Below are 20,295 nucleotides of genomic sequence, written 5' to 3'. Positions count from 1 at the left end.
GCCGCCCCTCCCTTTCGGCTTGCCCCGCCGGCCTCCCTCCGCATGATGGCCGCGAGATTCCTTGGGCCGCCCGCGCGGTGGGACGCTCGCCCATCCGACAGCCCGCGAAGAGAGGCCCCGCCGCTCCCGATGACCGAGCACGCCGCGTCCGGCTCCTACAAGGAGGTCATCCTGTTCCTGGTCACGGCCGGGATCGTGGTGCCGTTGTTCCATCGCCTGCGCGTCAGCCCCGTCCTCGGCTTCATCGGGGCCGGCGCCCTCCTCGGGCCGTCGGGCCTCGGGCGGCTCACCGAGACGGTGCCGTGGCTCGGCGCGGTGACGATCGCGAACCGCACCGAGATCGCGCATCTCGCCGAGCTCGGCGTGGTGTTCCTGATGTTCATGATCGGGGTCGAGCTGTCGTGGGAGCGCCTGCGCATCCTGCGCCGCCTCGTCTTCGGCCTCGGCTCGCTGCAGGTGGTGGTGTCGAGCCTCCTCGTCGGGGCGGTGCTGATGGCGCTCGACGTCTCGCCCACCGCCGCGATCCTGGTCGGGCTGGCGCTGGCCTTGTCCTCCACCGCCATCGTGCTGCCGGTGCTCGCCGAGCAGAAGCGGCTCAACACGCCCGCCGGCCGGGCGAGCTTCGCGGTGCTGCTGTTCCAGGACCTCGCCGTCGCTCCCGTCCTGTTCGCCATCGCGGTGCTCGGCCGCAAGGACAGCGACGCGGTGACCGGGCTGGCGCTCGCGCTCGGCCAGGCGGCGGTGGCCCTGGCGCTGCTGGTCGGCGCCGGCCGCTTGGGCCTGCGTCCGCTGTTCCAGCTCGTCGCCCGCACCCGCAGCCCCGAATTGTTCATGGCGGCCTGCCTCCTCGTCATCGCGGCGACGGCGCTGGTGGCGGCGGCGAGCGGCCTGTCGATGACGCTCGGCGCCTTCGTGGCCGGGCTGCTCCTCGCCGAGACCGAGTACCGCCGGGCGATCGAGGCCACGATCGATCCCTTCAAGGGCCTGCTTCTCGGCGTGTTCTTCGTCTCGGTCGGGATGGGGATCGACCCGGCGGTGCTGATGAAGACGCCGCTCACCATCCTGGGGCTGGCCCTCGGCCTCCTCGTCCTCAAGGGCGGGGTGATCTTAGGGATCGCCACCCTGCTGCGCCTGCCCCGGGCGGTGGCGCTCGAATCGGCGCTCCTCCTCGGGCCCGGGGGCGAGTTCGCCTTCGTGCTCGTCGGCAGCGCGCTCGTCGCGGGTCTCGTGCCCGACGATCTCGGCCAGGCGGCGCTCGTCGTCACCACCGCCACGATGGTGATGATCCCGGGGCTCGCGGCGCTCGCCCGCCGCCTCGGCCGGCGGATCGACCGGACGTCGCTCGGCCGGGCGCGGGCCGAGCCGCCGCCGCCGGAGCGCCAGCCCGGCCGGGTGATCGTCGCGGGCTACGGTCGGGTCGGCCGGCTCGTCGCCGAGATGCTCGCCCGCCACAAGGTGCCCTACATCGCCCTCGACATGGACGCCGCCCGCGTCTCCGACCAGCGCCGCCTCGGCAACCCGGTCTATTTCGGCGATTCGGCCAATCCCGACCTCCTGCGCCGCTGCGGCATCGACACCGCCCGCGCCCTGGTGGTGACCCTCGACCAGCCCCGCGCCGTCGAGGCGGTGGTGGCGGCCGCGCGCGCCGAGCGGCCCGACCTGACCATCGTGGCGAGGGCCCGGGACGCCCGCCACGCCACCGCCCTCTACGAGATGGGCGTCGACGACGCGGTGCCGGAGACGATCGAGGCCTCGCTCCAGCTCTCGGAGGCGGTGCTGGTCGATGTCGGGGTGCCGATGGGCCTCGTCATCGCCTCGATCCACGAGCGCCGCGACGAGTTCCGGGCGATCCTGCGCCGCAAGGAGGCGCCGCCAGCCGCTCCCTTCCAGGCCCGCCGCACCGTCGGGAAACCCCAGTGATCATGAGACGCCAGTGACCGTGAGTGAATCGTGAGCGGAGTCGGCCCCCAGCAGGAAGCGGCGCTCAAGGCGGTGTCGGACTGGCTCAAGCGCGGCAGCCCGCAGGTCTTTCGCCTGTTCGGCTTCGCCGGCACCGGCAAGACGACGCTGGCGAAGCGCCTCGCCGAGGACGTCGACGGCGGGGTGCTGTTCTGCGCCTATACCGGCAAGGCGGCCTCCGTCATGCGCGCCCGCGGCTGCCCGGACGCCTCCACCATCCACAGCCTGATCTACCGCACCCGCGAGGATACCGAGGGCGGGCCGGCCTTCACCCTCAACCGCACCGGACCGGTGAGCAAGGCGGCCCTCGTCGTCATCGACGAGTGCTCGATGGTCGACGGCGACCTCGGCAACGACCTGCTCTCGTTCGGCACGCCGGTCCTGGTGCTCGGCGATCCCGCGCAGCTGCCGCCGGTGAAGGGCGGCGGCTTCTTCACCGAGGCCGAGCCCGACGTGATGCTGACGGAGGTCCACCGCCAGGCGGCCGACAACCCGATCGTGCGCCTCGCCATGACGGTGCGGGAGGGCGGGCGGCTCGACTACGGCGCCTACGGCGAGAGCCGGGTGATCCCGCGTCGCGACATCGACCCCGCGACGGTGCTCGCCGCCGACCAGGTGCTGGTCGGGCTCAACCGCACGCGGCGGCTCTATAACGGCCGCATCCGCGAGCTGATCGGCCATGCCGACCCGATGCCGGCGGTGGGCGAGAAGCTGGTCTGCCTGCGCAACGACCGCACCAAGGGCCTGCTCAACGGCTCGACCTGGACCGTGCAGGCCCTGCGCGCCGCCCCCCGCCCCGACCTCGTGCGCCTCGAGGTGGTGCCGGAGGACGACCCCGCCTTGCGCCGCAAGCCCCAGGACATCCGGGTCTTACGCTCGGTCATCGCCGCCAGTGACGAGGAGGTGCCGGCGATCCTGCGGCGCGAGACCGAGGAGTTCACCTACGGCTACGCGCTGACCGTGCACAAGGCGCAGGGCTCGCAATGGGACAAGGTGGTGCTGTTCGACGAGTCCTACGCCTTCCGCGAGCACCGGGCGCGCTGGCTCTACACGGCGCTGACCCGGGCGGCGGAGACGATCACGGTGGTGGTGTAGGGGCCTTGAGCGAGGACGGGTGGCGTCCTGCCCTCGAAGTGCCAGGCAGCAAGCTCGCTCCCTACTTGCTGAACGTCGATCCTCCAAATGGCGGTCCGAAAGCCCGGTTCTTCCTGGCTTTCGGCTTCGATCCTGCGCAGCCCGAGGTCATGGCGGACGCTCTCATCGTGCAAGGCCACCGACGCTCGGTGCGTCCTGCGCCCCGCGGAGCACGGGTCCTGCCGCCGGATGATCGTCGAGTGACCGACGGAGACGCCGGACGGCCGCCTGCCACGGATCCGCAGCGTGTGGCAATCGCAGGACGGATCGATGCGGCGTCTCGTCACCGCCGTGCCGCTCACCTGACGCCCGGCCGGTCCTGCGCCATGACCTCGAGCACGGCGGCGACCGCCTCCGAGGGCGACGAGGCTGCGCTGTCGACGACCAGGCGTGGCCGGTCCCACGGCTGGTAGTCGAGGCGCCGGACCGCCTCCCACGAGGGCAGGACGAGGCCGGGAACGTCGGAGACCCGCTCCTCGACGCGGCGGCGATGCTCTTGCGCGTCCGGGCACACGACCTCGACCTCGATCAGCCGCAATGCGGCGCGGGCGGCCACCGCCCGCCATCCCGTGCGGCTGGCGGCGACCGGGTTGACGCAATCGGCCACGACGACCCGCCCGTCGCCGAGATTCGCGCCCGCCAGGGCCTGCGCCACCGCGTAGCCGGAGATGCCCACGGCGTCCGCCGGCACGCCCGAATCCCGGATCGCCTGCTCGATGACGTCGACCCGCAGATGGGTCGCCGCGAGGGCGCGGGCGACGGCGCGGGAGAGGGTGGTCTTTCCGGTGCCGGGCAGGCCCGCGAACACGATCAGCATGGCGTGAGCTCCTGGCGATTGCGATCGAGGCGAAGGACGGCGACACGCCCCTCCGGCCCGGCTCTATCACATCACCCGGCGCCAGGCCGGCTACCGCGCCGCGATCCCCGCTCCGCACCTTGAGCCCCGCTGGACGAACGCGCCCGCAACCCCCACCTACGCCGCAGCACGACGAAAGACAGCCCGTCCGGAGAGACATCCTTGGCCAACGACGACGCGGGGGGCGCCCCCCGCATGCATGCGACGACGATCCTGATGGTGCGCAAGGGCGGCCGGGTGGTGATCGGGGGCGACGGCCAGGTCAGCCTCGGCCAGACCATCGTCAAGGGCAACGCCCGCAAGGTGCGGCGCCTCGCCAAGGGGTCGGTGATCGGGGGCTTCGCCGGCGCCACCGCCGACGCCTTCACGCTGTTCGAGCGGCTGGAGGCCAAGCTCGAGCAGTATCCGGGCCAGCTCACCCGGGCCTGCGTCGAGCTGACCAAGGACTGGCGCACCGACCGCTACCTGCGCCGCCTCGAGGCGATGATGCTGGTGGCCGACAAGGACGTGAGCCTGCTCCTCTCCGGCGCCGGCGACGTGCTGGAGCCCGAGGGCGGCGTGATGGCGATCGGCTCGGGCGGCAACTACGCCCTCGCCGCCGCGCGGGCGCTGGAGGAGCAGGATCTCGACGCCGAGGCGATCGTGCGCCGCGCCATGCGGATCGCCGCCGAGATCTGCGTCTACACCAACGGCAGCCTGGTGATCGAGAGCCTGGACGCGGCCTGAGCCGCTCCCCGACCCACCCCACTCGCACAAGGGCCGCGGGCCCGCTCGAAGAGCCTCATGACCACCTTCTCCCCCCGCGAAATCGTCTCCGAGCTCGACCGCTACATCGTCGGCCAGGGCGACGCGAAGCGCGCGGTCGCGATCGCGCTGCGCAACCGCTGGCGTCGCCAGCAGCTCCAGGGCCCGCTCCGCGAGGAGGTGGCCCCGAAGAACATCCTGATGATCGGCCCGACCGGCTGCGGCAAGACCGAGATCTCGCGCCGCCTCGCGCGGCTCGCCGGCGCGCCGTTCCTGAAGGTCGAGGCGACGAAGTTCACCGAGGTCGGCTATGTCGGCCGCGACGTCGAGCAGATCGTGCGCGACCTCGTCGAGATCGGGATCGGCCTGAAGCGCGACGAGAAGCGCCGCGGCGTGCAGGCCAAGGCGGAGGCCGCGGCCGAGAACCGGGTGCTCGACGCCCTCGTCGGCGCGACCGCGAGCCAGGCCACCCGCGACGCCTTCCGCAAGCGCCTGCGCGCCGGCGAGCTCGACGACAAGGAGGTCGAGCTCGAACTGGCGGCGGGCGTGCCCCAAGGCATGCCGATGTTCGAGATCCCCGGCATGCCGGGTGCCGCCATGGGCGCGATCAACCTCGGCGACATGCTCGGCAAGGCGCTCGGCGGCCAGAAGGGCAAGCCGCGGCGGATGACCGTGCGCGACGCCTACGCCCCGCTGATCAGCGAGGAATCCGACAAGCTCCTCGACCAGGACAGCGTGGTGCAGGAGGCGCTGCGCGACGTGCAGGACAACGGCATCGTCTTCCTCGACGAGATCGACAAGATCTGCGCCCGGGAAGGCCGCTCCGGCGCCGACGTCTCGCGCGAGGGCGTGCAGCGCGACCTGCTGCCGCTGATCGAGGGCACCACCGTCGCGACCAAGCACGGGCCGGTGAAGACCGACCATATCCTGTTCATCGCCAGCGGCGCCTTCCACGTCTCGAAGCCCTCCGATCTCCTGCCGGAGCTGCAGGGCCGCCTGCCGATCCGGGTCGAGCTGAGCCCGCTCACCGTCGACGACTTTCGCCGCATCCTGACCGAGACCGAGGCGAGCCTGACCAAGCAGGCGGTGGCGCTGATGGCGACGGAAGGCGTGACGATCGACTTTACCGACGACGCCATCGACGCGCTGGCCAAGGTCGCCGTCGACGTGAATTCCTCGGTCGAGAATATCGGCGCACGCCGGCTCCAGACGGTGCTGGAACGGGTGCTCGACGACGTGTCGTTCACGGCTCCCGACCGCACGGGCGAGACGGTGACGATCGATGCGACTTACGTGCGTGACCGCGTCGAGAGCCTGGCGCAGAACGCGGATCTGAGTCGGTTCATCTTGTAGTCTGAAGTGCACGACACCGCGCCCACACCCAGAGTCATCCCGGGCCTCGCTGCAGGCGAGAGCCCGGGGTGCTGAAGAGTAATCTATAAAATGTATACATTTGAAGTTCATTCAACAAGTTGCTATGTGAAAGTGATATTATACTATTGAAAATTTTCATATTACTTAATATATATTACAGGATATTTGATATTTTCAGATAATGTATAATAATAGTATCAACTACGTACGTTATATCCACTTGCGTGCATTATGATGAAGATCTAAGTTACAAGGAATGAAGACATGTCTCAATAATTCCATGATTTTTTGAAAGGTAGTACAGTGAATATATATACAACCCCTTCGAAGGAAAAAGCCGTAAAAATTATCAGAAACAGCCTACGAATAGCAATATTGACATTGATATTTTATCCACTGATCGCAAATAATGCCTATGTTAATGATAATTTCTTCAGAACTCCGGATCATTTAAGATTTACAACGGTCGGCGACATTGTCCCTATGATTATATCAATTTTGATATGTATTATTGGGCATTTGGTACCGCTATCAATAATATTTGTTTGCTTGTTAATTATAAATAAACATCTCTGGTGCGGCCTTCTTGGATGTGCTCAATATACATTTGATAGTCGTTTCTATACGAAAGAAGCGATGTTTTTCGCTGTTCCATACATATTTTTTACGCATATTCTGGCATTGTATTTAATATCATATTTTATATATAAAATATATTTAATATTAAAGAGGTGAATCAAAAAATTTGCTATACATCCTCGCCTCAATGACAAGAGGGTGTCTTTGGCCTCCTCCGCATTTTTGAAGTTCTGCCGCGGCTACGCCCAGAGCCGCGGTATGATGCAGGATGAAGCGAATGGCGTTCCGCTCGCTTCTGAACGCCCTGCGGCTCCGGATCCCGGGCTCCGCTTCGCGGCCCCGGTATGACGAGGAGAGTCTCAACTCTGTCGGGCCACTCGACAGGAACCAAGGTTCCCTCACCCGCCCCAGACCTGCCCCGGCCGCAGGGCGAGGAAGCGCTCCGCCGGCACCTCGGCCTCCGCGAGTGCCCGCGCCAAAGCCTCGGCCGGCTCGGCGACGCCCTCGTTGGTGAGGCGGAACGTGCCCCAGTGATGGCCGAGCCCCTGCTCGGCCCCGACCTCCCGGAAGGCGCGCACCGCGTCCTCCGGGTTCATGTGCTGGGCCTGCATGAACCAGCGCGGCTCGTAGGCGCCGATCGGCAGGGTGGCGAGGCGGGGCGCGCCGAAGCGCTCGCGCACCGCCCGGAAGATCGCCCCGTCGCCGTAGCCGGTATCGCCGACATGGTAGAGCACGCCGTGCGGGGTGGTGAGCACGAAGGCGCACCACAGCGCCATGCGCCGGTCGTTCACGCCCCGGGCCGACCAGTGGTAGGCCGGCACGAGGTGCACCGTGACTCCCGCGCCGAGATCGACCGACTCGCCCCAGTCCCGGGTCTCGACCGGGATGGTGGCGTCGTAGCTGCGGATGATCGCGTCGTTGCCGAGCGGCGCCACGAAGGCCGGCGCGTGCTCGGCCCAGAGCCGGGCCAGGATCGGCCCGTCGAGATGGTCGTAGTGGTTGTGGGTGATCAGCACCGCGTCGATCGGCGGCAGGGCCGAGAAGGCGATGCCCGGCGGGTTGACGCGCTTCGGCCCGGTGAAACCGACCGGGCTCGCGCGCCTGGCGTAGACCGGGTCGATCAGGATGTTGCGGCCGGCGACCTGGATCAGGAAGCTCGCATGGCCGATGTGGACGACCCGCAGGCCCTCGACCCGCTCCGGCGGCGTATCCTGCGGGAACGGGCTCGGGACGCTCGCGGGCCAGGCCGTCCGGCCGCCGCCGAGCTGCCAGCGCGCCACCTCGCCCACGCCCTTGTCCTGCGGCTGCCCCGGCGAGAAGAACCGTACGCCATCGAAATGGTCGCTGACCGGGCCCCGGTAATAGGGATTGCGGCTGCGCCGATGCGCGGCGTAGCCGACGCCGCCGAGCGTCATCACGGTCATGGCGCTGGCGAATTTGAGGAAGCCGCGGTTCTTCATGCGGGGGAGATGACCGCGGGAAGGCCGAGGTCAAGGTGCGGATGCGCGGACCCTTCGCCGCGCCCGGGCCGCATTGCACAACGCCGCCGGATGGTTACATTCGGATCATCGGCAACAACAGGAAGGAGGTGATCCAGTGTCTCATTGTCATCAGCCGCGGTCGTCTGCGCGCCGGACCTGGATCGTCGCCTCCGGCTTCAAGGCCTGAGCGTACGACGAACAGTCCAGGATCGGTAGATCCTGACAGATCGACGAGTCGAACCGCGGTTCGGCAATGGAAGGGCCGCCCTGGCAACGGGGCGGCCCTTCGTCCGTTTCAAGCCTTTGTCGTTCAGAGGGCCTCGTCTGTCGTTCAGAGGGCCTCGTCCGTGCGAGGCGTCAGGGCGTGCGCTCGAGCAGGAGAGTCTCCGCCTCCTTGAGCTGACGACGCAGGGATTCGTTCTCGGCCTCCAGCGCGCGGATGCGGGCGAGAAGCGCCGCCGGATCGGTCTCCGGCGCCGGCGGTTGAACGGGCTCCTCCGCGAAGGTAACGCCGACGCTGTCCTCCTTGCGCCAGCGCAGCGTCACCCGGTGGGTGCGATCCTTGGCCGGGATGTGGAGGTCGAAGCCTTCGGGCAGCGTCGCGGTCTGGCTCAGCATCAGGCGGGCGCCGGAGCCGGAGAGGTCCCGCACCAGGCAATCCATGCTGGAATTGCCGTTGTTGAAGAGGATGCGTCCCTTCAGGAACGTCCGCAGGCGGGCCTCCCTGCGCAACTCTGACATGTCGGACATGGCGGCCAGCCCCGTTCGGCCTCGCGGGTTTCGGATGCCGCGATCATGCCTGACCGACCTTTAAGGAATGCTCGCCGCGATGTCCGACTCGCGGGTCCTCTCCCGGCCGGTCACGGTCAGCCCTGCGCCGCCGACATGCGCTGGAACAGGTAGAAGCCGTTGAAGCGGACCGCGGTCGCCGCGGCGGCGCCGTCGAAGCCGACCGGCCGGGGCGTGCTGCCGTCGAGCTTGCCGCCGAAGGCCCAGCGCGCCTCGGTGACGAAGGCCGGCACGGCGTAATCCTCCGGCACGGCGCAGACCAGGCCGTCGATGCTCCTCAGGCAGAACAGGTTGTAGCTTCGCATCGGATCGCCTCCGCTCGCAGGTGCTGCCATGGCGTCCATCGCTACCGGCTGATTTGGCCGAGACTATGTCAGGCGTCGCCGACGGGCGCCACCGCGATCTCGGCCATGACCTTAGGTGCGTGGGTGCCGAGCGGGGCCGAATCACGAAAACGTGCGAGCCGGGAACCTCGGAACGACATGGGAAACGGGCGCGTCACGCTCGCGCAACGCCGGAGGCGGCACGCTCATCGTTTCGTCAACTCGGACAAATTCCAGTTCTGCAGGATCTGGTCGGTCGTCGCCACTTCGAGCTGCTGGCCGAAGCGTTGCCGATAGAGCGTCATCATCGCGTCGTGGGTCTCGTCCGACGACGAGCACACCGCGTCGGTGGCGAGCACGATGCGGTAGCCGCGGTCGACGGCGCCGAGCACGGTCGCGAGCACGCAGACGTCGGTCTCGCCGCCGGTGATCACCAGGGTCTCGGCCCGGCGCGCCCGCAGGGCGTTCTCCAGGCCCGGCTCCATCCAGGGCGAGTAGACGGTCTTGTCGACGACCGTGCCGGGGGGCGTCAGCGCCGCGAGGTCCGGCACCAGTTCGACCATCTCCTCGCCGAGCCGGTCCACCGTCATCTCGGCCCAGCGTTCCCAGTAGCGCTTCCAGCAGCCCCGGCCCTCGCCGGGATGCCGGGCCGGAACGAAGCGGGTGAACACCGTGCGCTCCGGCACGGCGCTCGCGAGGTGCAGCACCCGCGGCAGGACCCGCCCCATCCAGGGGGTATGCCAGGCGGTCTTCCGGGCGAAGAGATTCTGCATGTCGACGCAGACATGCACCGCGGTCTCGTCGAGCGGGCCGTTCGGCAGGGCGTCGGTGTCGGCGGGCGTGGCGGCCATGCGGGTCGGGCTCCCGTGCTGAGGGCTCTTTCCGGCCCCAGGGCCCGACCAACGCTCATACTCCTGCGGGGTTTCTGGATCGCCCCCGCGGGATCATGCGTCCGGGATCATCCCTCCGGGACGTGGCTCTCCAGTTCCTCGAGCCAGATCCGCGCGTTGCCGTCGGAGGGGGCGCGCCAGTCGCCCCGGGGCGAGAGGGCGCCGCCGGCCGCCACCTTCGGGCCGTTCGGCAGGGCCGAGCGCTTGAACTGGCTGAAGCCGAAGAAGCGGCGCAGGAACACCGCGAGCCAGGCCCGGATCTCCGGGAGGGCGTAGGTCCCCCGCTTCGCCTCCGGGAAGCCGGGCGGCCAGGGCCCGCGGGCGGCGTCCTCCCAGGCCATCAGCGCCAGGAAGGCGATCTTCGAGGGCCGGTAGCCGTAGCGCAGCGTGTAGAACAGGTTGAAGTCCTGCAGCGCGTAGGGGCCGATCTTCGATTCCGTGCTCTGGATCGTCTCGCCCTCCCGGGCCGGCACCAGTTCGGGCGAGATCTCGGTCTCGAGGATCGCCTCCAGGGTGCGGCCGACCTCAGCGGTGAACTGGCCCGAGGCGATCACCCAGCGGATCAGGTGCTGGATCAGGGTCTTGGGCACGCCCGCATTGACCGCGTAGTGGGACATCTGGTCCCCGACGCCGTAGGTGCACCAGCCGAGCGCCAGCTCCGACAGGTCGCCGGTGCCGATGACGATCGCGTCGTGCTGGTTGGCGAGGCGGAACAGGTAGTCGGTGCGAAGCCCCGCCTGCACGTTCTCGAAGGTGACGTCGTAGACCTCCTCGCCCCGCCCGAACGGGTGGCCCATGTCGGCGAGCATCTGCCGGGCGGCGGGCCGGATGTCGAGCTCGGCCGCGCGGGTCCCGAGGGAGGCCATCAGCCGGTGGGCGTTGCCCTTGGTCTCGTCCGAGGTGGCGAAGCCCGGCATCGTGTAGGTGAGGATGTCCGAGCGCGGCAGGCCGAGCTGGTCGAAGGCGCGGGCCGCCACGATCAGCGCGTGGGTCGAATCGAGCCCGCCCGAGATGCCGATCACCACCCGGCGGGTGCCGATCGCCTGCAGGCGCTGGGCGAGGCCGGCGACCTGGATGTTGTAGCCCTCGTAGCAATCCTGGGCGAGGCGGGCGGGATCGGCGGGCACGAAGGGGAAGCGCTCGACCGTGCGGTGGAAGCCGAGATCGGCGTCCGGGGGTGCCAGGCGGAACGCCACCCGGCGGTAGGCCGGCGCGCCGGGCGTCAGGGCCGCCCGGTTGTCGTCGAAGCTGCCCATCTGGGCCCGCTCCTGGCGCAGGCGGTCGAGGTCGATGTCGGCGAGCGTCACCTGCGGCTCGGCGGGGAAGCGCGCGCCCTCGGCGAGGGTCTCGCCGTCCTCGAAGATCGCGGTCTGGCCGTCCCAGGCGAGGTCGGTGGTCGATTCGCCCGGGCCCGCCGCGGCGTAGATGTAGGCGGCGAGGCAGCGCGCCGAGGTCGAGCGGCACAGGAGCGTGCGGCTCTCCGCCCGCCCGATGGTGATCGGGCTGCCCGAGAGGTTGGCGAGCACGGTCGCGCCGCCGAGCGCGGCGAGCGCCGAGGGCGGCACCGGGATCCACATGTCCTCGCAGATCTCGACCCCGAGGACGAGGCCGGGCAGGTCCTCGGCCGGAAACAGCAGGTCGGTCCCGAACGGCGCCTCCGTCCCGCCGATGCGGAGGGTCTCGGCCGTGATCCCGACGCCGGGGGCGAAGTGGCGCTTCTCGTAGAACTCGCGGTAGTTCGGCAGGTAGCTCTTCGGCACCACCCCGAGCAGCCGGCCGCGATGGATCACCGCTGCGGTGTTGTAGATCCGGTTGCGGTGGCGAAGCGGCGCGCCGATCACGAGGACCGGCATCAGCGCGCGGCTGGCCTCGACGAGGGCGAGGAGCGCCGCCTCGACCCGCTCCAGCAGCGTCTCCTGCAGCAGCAGGTCCTCGAGCGCGTAACCCGACAGGCAGAGCTCGGGGAACACCGCCACGGCGACGCCCTGCGCGTCGCAGGTCTCGGCGAGCCGCCGGATCTCGGCCGCGTTGGCGTCCGGATCGGCGATGTGGCTGCGGCCGACGCAGGCCGCGACGCGGGCGAAACCGTGCCGGTAGAGGGATCGAAACATCGCGCGAAAGGTCCCTTCTCGCCGGAAATGCCCCTCGTCCTTAACGCGCCGGGGCGTCGCCCGGTACCCCGGAGGCGGCCGCCGGCCCGCGTGCCTAATCGGGTGTTAACGATGCCGTGGCTAACTGGCGGCACGCGACGCGGCCGCGGGCCGCCCACACACACCTTCGGCATCATGAGACAATCGGGACGGCCACCCTTCTCCGACTCCTCGCCGCGCGCGCCCCAGCGGGTGCGCGACCATCTTCGCACGCCCGGGCGCCGGGAGCGCCCGCTGGGCGTCCTCGCCCAGACCGTCATGAGCCTGCGGGCGATCCTCGCCCGCCGCTTCGCGCCGCCGGCCGCGCCGCCGGCCCAGCGGGACTACGGCCTGAGCCGCCGCGCCGCTCCGAGCTGGATGGCCGACGCCCTGGTGCGGCCCGATGCGACGCGGCCCGACGCCGCTCCCGCGATGCCGCCGGAACCGTGGAGCGAGAGCCCGTTCGCCCCGGGGCCGCATCCCGCCCCGCACCCGGCGCGGGCGGTTCCCCCGCCGCACTTCGCCGCCCCGGCCGAGGCCTGGGCGCCGGAACCGGGCCCGACGGCACCGCTGCCGGCTTCCTGGCCCGAGCCGGCGCGCGCCGCTCCGCCGCGGCAGCCCGAGGCCCGGGCTGACGACGGTTACGGCAGAGGCCCCGTCGAGGGGGCCGGCGCCGCGCGCCTCTCCCCGGGCCCGGACGCGTGGTCGCCCGCGCCCGGAGCCTTCGTGCCCCCGCCCCCGGCCGAGCCGGCCCGGGCGTACCGCCAGGAGCCGGTGATGAAGCCCGTGCTCCATCCCGCGCCCCAGCCCGAGCCCGTGGCCGCGCCGATCGTGGAGGTCGCGCCGGAAGTACCGGCCCCGCGCCGCGCCTCGCACTGGGCGCCGGATCCCGCCCTCGTGCCCGATGGCGGCTGGTCGATGCCGATTCCCCCCGCCGGCCCGGCCCGGGCCGTGCTGACCCGTGCCCGCCGCCGCGAGGCGGAGCCGGACCAGGCGGCACCGGAGGTGCGGGCGCGCCCCGCGCCGGTCGAACGGCCCGCCGAGGCCGGCGTGCGCTTCACCCGCACGCCCGACCACGTGCTCCAGGCGCGCCAGCGCCGGCGCGAGCAGGCGGTGCGGGAGAAGGAGGAGGCTCGGCTCGCCGCGGAGGCCGAGGCCGCCGCCCGCGCCGCCGCCGAGATCGCGGCCGCCGAGGCGGCGCGCGCCGAGGCCGACGCCGCCCGGGCCGAAGCCGAGGCGCGGGCCGCCGCCGCGGCGGTGCCCCTGTGGCGCCAGCCCTACGTCCTGCCGCCGGGGGTACGTTTCACCCGCACGCCGGACCACCTGCTGCGCCATCCCCAGGAGACGGCTCCCCAGGGAGAGGCCGCGCCGCGAGAAGGCGGCGTGTCCCGGGAGACGGCGGCGTCCGACGAGACGATCGTGTCGTGGGAAGCGGTCGCGTCCTGGGAGACGGTGACGTTCCTGGAGACGGCTGCGACCGCCGAGGCGACGTCTCCGGCCGAGGGGCCGGCCGTCGCCGGTGCGCCGACCGAGCCCGTCACGATGATGGAGCCGGTGGCCGAGCCCACGGCACAGGGACCGGCTGCCCCGGAGACCCGGGCCGGCGCCCAGGAGATCACCGTTCCGCAGCCCGCCGCTCCGGCTTCCGAGATCGCGGCCGTCCTCGCCGGGACCTTCCCGTCGACGCCGGACCTCTCGATTCCCGAGCCCGCCACCGCCATGGAGGCGCCGGTGCAGGTCTTCGACGTGCCGAACAGCGCCATCCTGGTGCCGGTCGACGTCTCGCACCTGCGCTCGCTGCCGCCGCGCCCGGTCTACGCCCTCGACCGCCTGCTGCAGCACGACTGGACCCGCCCGCTCCCGACCGCGGCCGAGCAGGACAACCGGCTGCCGCCCGAGGCGGTCGTCGAGGCGCCGCAAGTCGAGGCCTTGCAAGTCGAAGTTTTGCAAGTCGAAGCTTTGCAAGTCGAAGTCCTGACGATCGAGGCCCTGCCCGACGAACGTCAACCTGCCGAAAACCTGCACCCTGCCGAGGAGCCGAGAGCGACGGTCGAGGTTGTCGTCGCGGAGGCTGGGGCCGTGCCCGGATCGGTCGGCGACGCGCCGGTCGAGATCGTGATCGAGGCCGACGTCCCGGTGATCGTGCCGGCGGACGCGGAGGGCGAGCCGGCTCCCGCGGCGGAGCGGAACGCCGCGGCGACGCCGGATGCGATCGAGCCGGCATCCTCGTCGGATCTCTCCGCCGTGGCGGGAGCGCTGCCCGCCACGATCCTGCTGCCGGCGCCCGCTCCGATGCTGGCGCTCACCTACGCGCCCCTCGCCGACGAGGCGGACGTGCCGGACTCGCCGGAGGCGACGATCATCTCCGTGCCGGTGGCGGTCGAGCCTCCGGCCGCCCCGCTGCCCCTTGCCGCCCCTCTTCCCGTCGACGAGATGTCGGCCGCAACGCCCCAGCCCGCCTTCATGCCCATGGCCTTCGCCCCGGTGCCGTGGTCGTTCATCGCCGCCGGCACGCTGCCGGTCGCGATGGCCGAGGAGACGGCGCAGGCCGACGCACCGCAGGCCGCGACGGCCCTCGCGCCCGCGCCGGTCGAGGATCCCGCGGCGGAGCCGGCCGGCCGGCCGGCCTCGCAGCCCTTCGTGTACGTGCCGACCGGCCGCCTCAACGCGCAGCCGCCGGCCCCGACCCTGCCCGCCCCCCCGCGCCCGCCGCGCATCATCCTGCCGATCGCTTCGCCATCGGTGCCGATCGCTTCGCAACCGGTGCCGATCGCTTCGCAACCGGTGCCGATGGCCGAGCAGCCGGTGCCGGCCGCGATGGAGGCCGCCTCTCCCGCTCCCGAGCCGGATTCCGTGACGCCGGCCTGGTCGGCCGCCCTGCCGGAGGTACCGGCCGCCGAGCCGCACGGCCTCGTCATCGGCACGACGGGACTCGTCACCGATCTCGGCCTCGACGCGGACGACGACGGAGAGGACGAGGACGACATCCTGGCGCCCGTCGCCACGATTCCGCTGCGCCCGGCCGCCCGCATGGTCGAGGTGCCCTACGAGCTGCCCTCGGTCGACCTCCTGGCCGAGCCGCGGGAATCGGACGGCAGCAACCTCGATCCCGAGATGCTGGAGGACAACGCCCTGCAGCTGCAGCAGGTGATCCAGGATTTCGGCGTGCGCGGCGAGATCCTCGCGGTGCGCCCCGGCCCGGTGGTCACGCTCTACGAGATGGAGCCCGCACCCGGCACCAAGTCGAGCCGCGTCATCTCGCTCGCCGACGACATCGCCCGCTCGATGTCCGCCATCTCGGCCCGCGTCGCGGTGGTCCAGGGCCGCAACGCCATCGGCATCGAGCTGCCGAACCTCAAGCGCGAGACGGTCTACCTGCGCGAGCTCCTGACCTCGCCGGTCTTCACCGAGACCAAGCAGAAGCTCGCGCTGTGTCTGGGCAAGAACATCGGCGGCGAGGCGATCATCGCCGACCTCGCCCGCATGCCCCACCTGCTGGTGGCCGGCACCACCGGCTCGGGCAAGTCGGTCGCCATCAACACCATGATCCTCTCGCTCCTCTACCGGATGAAGCCGGAGGAGTGCCGTCTGATCATGGTCGACCCGAAGATGCTGGAACTCTCCGTCTACGACGGCATCCCGCACCTGCTCTCCCCGGTCGTCACCGATCCCAAGAAGGCGGTCATCGCCCTCAAATGGGCGGTGCGCGAGATGGAGGAGCGCTACAAGAAGATGGCGCGCCTCGGCGTTCGCAACATCGACGGGTTCAACGCCCGGGTGGCGGAGGCCCGCGCGCGCGGCGAGGTGATCACCCGCACCGTCCAGACCGGCTTCGACCGCGAGACCGGCGAGGCGGTCTACGAGGACGAGGTCATGGACCTCTCCGCCCTGCCCTACATCGTGATCGTGGTCGACGAGATGGCCGACCTGATGATGGTGGCGGGCAAGGACATCGAGGGGGCGATCCAGCGCCTCGCCCAGATGGCGCGCGCGGCCGGCCTGCACCTGATCATGGCGACGCAGCGCCCGTCGGTGGATGTGATCACCGGGACGATCAAGGCGAACTTCCCGACCCGGATCTCCTTCCAGGTGACCTCGAAGATCGATTCGCGCACGATCCTCGGCGAGATGGGCGCCGAGCAGCTGCTCGGCCAGGGCGACATGCTGTTCATGGCGGGCGGCGGGCGCACGACCCGGGTGCACGGGCCGTTCTGCTCGGACGACGAGGTCGAGCAGGTCGTGGCCCACCTCAAGCGCCAGGGCCGCCCCTCCTATCTCGACGCCGTCACGGCGGACGACGAGGTCGAGGAGGCCGCAGCGAGCCCCGACACCCCGGTCATGGACCAGGGCAGCTTCGGCGATCCGGCGGCCGACCTGTACGACCAGGCGGTGGCGGTGGTGCTGCGCGACAAGAAGGCCTCGACGAGCTACATCCAGCGGCGCCTGCAGATCGGCTACAACCGGGCGGCCTCCTTGATGGAGCGGATGGAGCGCGAGGGCATCGTCGGCCCCGCCAACCATGCCGGCAAGCGCGAGATCCTGATCGAGCCCGCCCCGCAGGCGGGAGGCGAGGAGGCGTGAGCGGCCCCGCCGTCGCATATTCGCCACAGGGGGCGGCTCTATCGTGGCGCCGGTCCCCTGCGGCACACCCACCCGTCGGGCGGGCGCGGCGTCGGCTCGACCGCGCGAGCCCGTCCGTCCCCGTCCGCCACCACGGAGAACCCTGCCGATGAACGGCCGTCCTCGCTCCGGCCCGCTCCGCGCGGCGTCCCTCGGCGCCGCGCTCACGGTCGCCGCCCTCGCGATGCCGGCCGTGCTCGCGGCCTCTCCGGCCGAGGCGCAGGTCTCGTCGTTCCTCGACGGCCTGTTCGGCCGCAAGGACTCAGGCCCCGAGGCCCAGCCCGAGGCGGCCCCGGCCCAGGCGGCACCGTCCGGGCCCGGTTCCGGCGCGTCCGCCAAGGCGCCGCTGCCGCCGCGCCGGCCCTCCTCCCTCGGGGGGACCAAGAACGCCGCGCCGGAGCCGGTCGAGACCGCCGCGGTGCCGACGGCCCCCGAAGCGGGCCGGCCCGCCCAGCAGGTCGCCGCCGCGACCACCGCGGCGGCCGTCGATCCGGCCAACCCGGCCGCGGTGATCGAGCGCGCCAACGCCTACTTCAACGGCGTCTCGACCCTGACCGGCAACTTCGTCCAGATCGGCGCCGACGGGCGCAAGATCGGCGGCAAGCTCACCCTCGCCAAGCCCGGCCGCCTGCGCTTCGACTACGACCAGCCCTCCTCCCTCGAGGTCGTCGCCGACGGGACCTCGGTGGCGGTGCGCGACCGCAAGCTCGCGACCCAGGACCTCTACTTCATCTCGCAGACGCCGCTGAAATTCCTGCTGCGCGACAAGATCGACCTCGCCCGCGACCTCACCGTCACCGACGTCTCGGCCGAGCCCGGCGGCATCCGCATCGTGCTCGACGACCGCTCGACGCTCGGGGGCACCTCGCGCATCGCGCTCTACTTCGACGATGCGATGAAGACCCTGAGCCAGTGGCGGATCACCGACCCGCAGGGCTACCAGACCACCGTGCTGCTCTCCAACCTCCAGCGCGGCCGCGCCGTCGACGGCATGATGTTCGTCATCAATTACGGCCGGGCGGTCGACAAGGAGCTCGAGGCCAAGATGCAGCAGGCCCGCCCCAACTGATTTCTCGCGAGTACCCGACCGTTGCGCCTCACCGTCAGCACCTGGAACATCAACTCGGTCCGCCTGCGCATCGACCTCGTGCGCCGCTTCCTCGACGAGGCGAAGCCCGACGTGCTCTGCCTCCAGGAGACCAAGTGCCCGGACGACCGCTTCCCGCTCAAGGAATTGCAGGGCTTCGGCTATCCCCACATCGTCTTCGCCGGGCAGAAGGGCTATAACGGCGTCGCGATCCTCTCGCGGCTGCCGCTCGTCACCCGCGAGGTGATGAGCTTCTGCGAGCGCCAGGACGCGCGCCACATCTCGGCGGTGCTCGGGCCCGAGGCGGGAGCGGCCGCCGGCATCGCCGTCCACGACTTCTACGTGCCGGCCGGCGGCGACGTGCCGGACGCCAAGCTCAACGACAAGTTCGCCCACAAGCTCTCCTTCATGGACGAGCTGCGCGCCTGGGGCGGGCGGCGCCCCTCCGGCCCGGCGATCCTCGTCGGCGACCTCAACGTGGCGCCGCTCGAGCACGACGTCTGGTCGCACAAGCAGCTCCTCGACGTGGTCAGCCACACCCCGATCGAGACCGAGCGCCTGGAGACCCTTCGCGGCGAGGCCGGCTGGATCGACACGATGCGCCACCTGCGCCCGCCGCCGGAGAAGATCTACACCTGGTGGAGCTACCGCTCCCCCGACTGGGCCGCCGCCGACAAGGGACGGCGCCTCGACCACATCTGGGTCACGCCGGACCTCGCCGGCACGGTGAGATCCGTCACCGTCGCGCGCCACGCCCGCGCCTGGGAGAAGCCGTCCGACCACGTGCCGGTGACGGTGGAACTGGAGCTTTAACCACCGGTTCCGCTGCGACATGCAGGCTGCGCAACCCGGACCGCCTCCTCTCCGTTAGCTCTGGTCGGAGCCGCAAAGGCTCCGCTCCCGAGGGAGGGCTCGTCCGCGCGATGACGACAGCGTTCCGGCCCGAGCGCATCTTCCTGGTCACCAGCCTGGTGCTGACCGTCGCGGCGGCGGTGGCCCTGTACCTCCTGCAGGCGACCACGCTGACCATCGCGGTGGCGCCGCGGGACGGCACCGAGCCGGCGCTGATCCGCGCCTACGCGGAAGCTCTGAAGAGCGCCCACAAGGGCGTGCGCCTCAAGATCCTGCCCTTCGACGACGTGCGCGAGAGCGCGAGGGCGCTCGAGCAGGGACGGGCCGACCTCGCGGTGGTGCGGCCCGACGTCGACCTGCCGGCGAACGGCCTGACGCTGGCGATCCTGCGCGACCAGGCGATGCTGATCGCCTCGCCGGCGCCCTCTGGCATCACCACCTTCCCGGGGCTCGCCCGCAAGCGCCTCGGCATCGTCGCTCACCGCGACGCGGATCTGTGGCTGCTCAAGAGCCTGATGAGCTACTACGGCCTCACCCTGCAGGAGGGCGGCACGGGCCCGATCGCCGCGGGGCAGGTGCGGCTGGTGCCGCTGGCCGAGGAGGATCTGCCCCAGGCCTTCGCGAGCAAGCGCATCGACGCGGTGGTGGCGGTGATCGCCCCGGCCGCCCCGATGGCGTTGCGCCTCGTCGGCACCGTCCAGGCGGCGAGCCGGACCCGCAAGGTCGATTTCGTCGGCGTCGAGGACGGGCCGGCGATCATCGAGCGCCTGCCCCGGCTCCAGGCGGTGACGGTGCCGGCCGGCCTGTTCGGCGGCAGCCCGAAGGTGCCGGAGGACGAGGTGAAGACCATCGGCGCCTCCTACCGGCTGATGGCCAAGGCCTCGATGAGCCGCACCGTGGCGGCGGACGTGACCCAGCACCTGTTCGAATTGCGCTCGCGCCTCTCCGACGCGACGCCGGCGGCGGATTACGTCGCGGCGCCCGCCTACGAGACCACCGCCGAGGCGACGAGCGCGCGCCTGCCGATCCATCCCGGCGCCATCGACTACTTCGAGCGCGAGCAGCAGGGCTTCATCGAGCGCTACGGCGACTGGGTGTACCTGCTGGCGGTGCTCGGCGGCGGCTTCGGCTCGGCGCTCGCCTGGCTGCGCCAGCGCCTGCGCCGCCTGCGGCGCGAGCGCATCGACGTGGTGATGGACCGCCTGCTGGAGATCCTGGCGGAGGCGCGCCGGGCGGATCCCGCCGGCCTCGACACGCTGACCGGCGAGGTCGATGCGCTCGCCGCCGACGTGGTGCGCTACACCCGCGAGCGCGAGACCGACACCCGCACCATGGCGGCGGTGATGATCGCGATCGAGACCGCCCGCTCCACCATCGCGGATTGCCGCCGGATGGCCGGCGGGCCCTCGGCTGGCGAGGCGGAGGCGCCTCGCCGCCAGGCCTTCCGGCTCAGTGCTGCCGAGTGATGGCCGACGATC

The 20,295-nt window shown here is 70.8% G+C and carries 15 protein-coding genes; 9 read left to right on the top strand and 6 right to left on the bottom strand.

Going from position 1 to position 20,295, the window contains the following annotated elements; genetic code table 11:
• Positions 1-129 precede the first annotated feature (129 nt).
• From DK419_RS24750 to DK419_RS29925, 3 genes are read left to right on the top strand one after another with little or no spacing between them, the layout of a single operon-like run.
• Positions 130-1,920, top strand: a complete 1,791-nt coding sequence (locus DK419_RS24750; RefSeq protein WP_109961439.1) for a cation:proton antiporter domain-containing protein — start codon at positions 130-132, stop codon at positions 1,918-1,920.
• 30 nt (positions 1,921-1,950) lie between these two features.
• Complete coding sequence (locus tag DK419_RS24745) at positions 1,951-3,054, top strand: ATP-dependent DNA helicase (RefSeq protein ID WP_109961438.1); 1,104 nt, start codon at positions 1,951-1,953, stop codon at positions 3,052-3,054.
• The gene (locus tag DK419_RS29925) at positions 2,943-3,506 is read left to right on the top strand and encodes a DUF6883 domain-containing protein (RefSeq protein ID WP_342587201.1); all 564 of its coding nucleotides are present in this window, start codon (positions 2,943-2,945) and stop codon (positions 3,504-3,506) included. Before DK419_RS24745 ends, DK419_RS29925 begins: the two co-directional genes overlap by 112 nt.
• Here the strand turns inward: DK419_RS29925 and DK419_RS24735 are convergent.
• Positions 3,392-3,910 (bottom strand): P-loop nucleotide/nucleoside kinase family protein, encoded by a 519-nt coding sequence (locus tag DK419_RS24735; RefSeq protein ID WP_109961437.1) that lies wholly within the window; start codon positions 3,908-3,910, stop codon positions 3,392-3,394. The two genes, DK419_RS29925 and DK419_RS24735, sit on opposite strands and share 115 nt — an antisense overlap.
• A 234-nt stretch (positions 3,911-4,144) precedes the next feature.
• Here DK419_RS24735 and hslV point away from each other — a divergent pair, with 234 nt between their 5' ends.
• Complete coding sequence (hslV, locus tag DK419_RS24730) at positions 4,145-4,675, top strand: ATP-dependent protease subunit HslV (protein ID WP_048431164.1); 531 nt, start codon at positions 4,145-4,147, stop codon at positions 4,673-4,675.
• Between the two features lie 57 nt (positions 4,676-4,732).
• Complete coding sequence (hslU, locus tag DK419_RS24725) at positions 4,733-6,046, top strand: ATP-dependent protease ATPase subunit HslU (RefSeq protein ID WP_109961436.1); 1,314 nt, start codon at positions 4,733-4,735, stop codon at positions 6,044-6,046.
• 998 nt (positions 6,047-7,044) lie between these two features.
• Here hslU and DK419_RS24720 read toward each other — a convergent pair.
• From DK419_RS24720 to DK419_RS24700, 5 genes are all read right to left on the bottom strand, one after another.
• Positions 7,045-8,106 (bottom strand): MBL fold metallo-hydrolase, encoded by a 1,062-nt coding sequence (locus DK419_RS24720; protein ID WP_109961435.1) that lies wholly within the window; start codon positions 8,104-8,106, stop codon positions 7,045-7,047.
• A gap of 378 nt (positions 8,107-8,484) precedes the next feature.
• Positions 8,485-8,868: a PilZ domain-containing protein gene (locus DK419_RS24715; protein ID WP_109962483.1), complete on the bottom strand. Its 384-nt coding sequence runs from the start codon at positions 8,866-8,868 to the stop codon at positions 8,485-8,487.
• A gap of 125 nt (positions 8,869-8,993) precedes the next feature.
• Positions 8,994-9,221 (bottom strand): hypothetical protein, encoded by a 228-nt coding sequence (locus tag DK419_RS24710; protein ID WP_109961434.1) that lies wholly within the window; start codon positions 9,219-9,221, stop codon positions 8,994-8,996.
• Between the two features lie 224 nt (positions 9,222-9,445).
• The gene (locus tag DK419_RS24705) at positions 9,446-10,090 is read right to left on the bottom strand and encodes a cysteine hydrolase family protein (protein ID WP_109961433.1); all 645 of its coding nucleotides are present in this window, start codon (positions 10,088-10,090) and stop codon (positions 9,446-9,448) included.
• A gap of 107 nt (positions 10,091-10,197) precedes the next feature.
• The gene (locus DK419_RS24700; RefSeq protein WP_109961432.1) at positions 10,198-12,240 is read right to left on the bottom strand and encodes an NAD(+) synthase; all 2,043 of its coding nucleotides are present in this window, start codon (positions 12,238-12,240) and stop codon (positions 10,198-10,200) included.
• 231 nt (positions 12,241-12,471) lie between these two features.
• Here DK419_RS24700 and DK419_RS30060 point away from each other — a divergent pair, with 231 nt between their 5' ends.
• The 4 genes from DK419_RS30060 (at position 12,472) to DK419_RS24675 (ending at position 20,283) form a co-directional block, all read left to right on the top strand.
• Positions 12,472-16,839: a DNA translocase FtsK gene (locus DK419_RS30060; RefSeq protein WP_425352612.1), complete on the top strand. Its 4,368-nt coding sequence runs from the start codon at positions 12,472-12,474 to the stop codon at positions 16,837-16,839.
• A gap of 148 nt (positions 16,840-16,987) precedes the next feature.
• The gene (locus DK419_RS24685) at positions 16,988-17,947 is read left to right on the top strand and encodes an outer-membrane lipoprotein carrier protein LolA (RefSeq protein ID WP_109961431.1); all 960 of its coding nucleotides are present in this window, start codon (positions 16,988-16,990) and stop codon (positions 17,945-17,947) included.
• A 21-nt stretch (positions 17,948-17,968) separates the two neighbouring features.
• Positions 17,969-18,778, top strand: a complete 810-nt coding sequence (locus tag DK419_RS24680; protein WP_109961430.1) for an exodeoxyribonuclease III — start codon at positions 17,969-17,971, stop codon at positions 18,776-18,778.
• Positions 18,779-18,888: 110 nt separating this feature from the next.
• Positions 18,889-20,283, top strand: coding sequence for a TAXI family TRAP transporter solute-binding subunit (locus tag DK419_RS24675; RefSeq protein WP_109961429.1), 1,395 nt, complete (start codon positions 18,889-18,891; stop codon positions 20,281-20,283).
• The last annotated feature ends 12 nt before the right edge of the window (positions 20,284-20,295 follow it).

The organism is Methylobacterium terrae (genome assembly GCF_003173755.1).
Lineage (GTDB): Bacteria > Pseudomonadota > Alphaproteobacteria > Rhizobiales > Beijerinckiaceae > Methylobacterium > Methylobacterium terrae.
The sequence above is the reverse complement of the archived record's forward strand: the minus strand, read 5'-3'. Positions and strand labels throughout refer to the sequence as shown.

Bases quoted from the DNA above. Each gene is read 5' to 3' on its own strand.
- DK419_RS24750 (WP_109961439.1), top strand. From the start codon at position 130: ATGACCGAGCACGCCGCGTCCGGCTCCTACAAGGAGGTCATCCTGTTC.
- DK419_RS29925 (WP_342587201.1), top strand. From the start codon at position 2,943: ATGGGACAAGGTGGTGCTGTTCGACGAGTCCTACGCCTTCCGCGAGCA.
- DK419_RS24735 (WP_109961437.1), bottom strand. From the start codon at position 3,910: ATGCTGATCGTGTTCGCGGGCCTGCCCGGCACCGGAAAGACCACCCTC.
- hslV (WP_048431164.1), top strand. From the start codon at position 4,145: ATGCATGCGACGACGATCCTGATGGTGCGCAAGGGCGGCCGGGTGGTG.
- hslU (WP_109961436.1), top strand. From the start codon at position 4,733: ATGACCACCTTCTCCCCCCGCGAAATCGTCTCCGAGCTCGACCGCTAC.
- DK419_RS24720 (WP_109961435.1), bottom strand. From the start codon at position 8,106: ATGAAGAACCGCGGCTTCCTCAAATTCGCCAGCGCCATGACCGTGATG.
- DK419_RS24715 (WP_109962483.1), bottom strand. From the start codon at position 8,868: ATGTCAGAGTTGCGCAGGGAGGCCCGCCTGCGGACGTTCCTGAAGGGA.
- DK419_RS24710 (WP_109961434.1), bottom strand. From the start codon at position 9,221: ATGCGAAGCTACAACCTGTTCTGCCTGAGGAGCATCGACGGCCTGGTC.
- DK419_RS24705 (WP_109961433.1), bottom strand. From the start codon at position 10,090: ATGGCCGCCACGCCCGCCGACACCGACGCCCTGCCGAACGGCCCGCTC.
- DK419_RS24700 (WP_109961432.1), bottom strand. From the start codon at position 12,240: ATGTTTCGATCCCTCTACCGGCACGGTTTCGCCCGCGTCGCGGCCTGC.
- DK419_RS24685 (WP_109961431.1), top strand. From the start codon at position 16,988: ATGAACGGCCGTCCTCGCTCCGGCCCGCTCCGCGCGGCGTCCCTCGGC.
- DK419_RS24675 (WP_109961429.1), top strand. From the start codon at position 18,889: ATGACGACAGCGTTCCGGCCCGAGCGCATCTTCCTGGTCACCAGCCTG.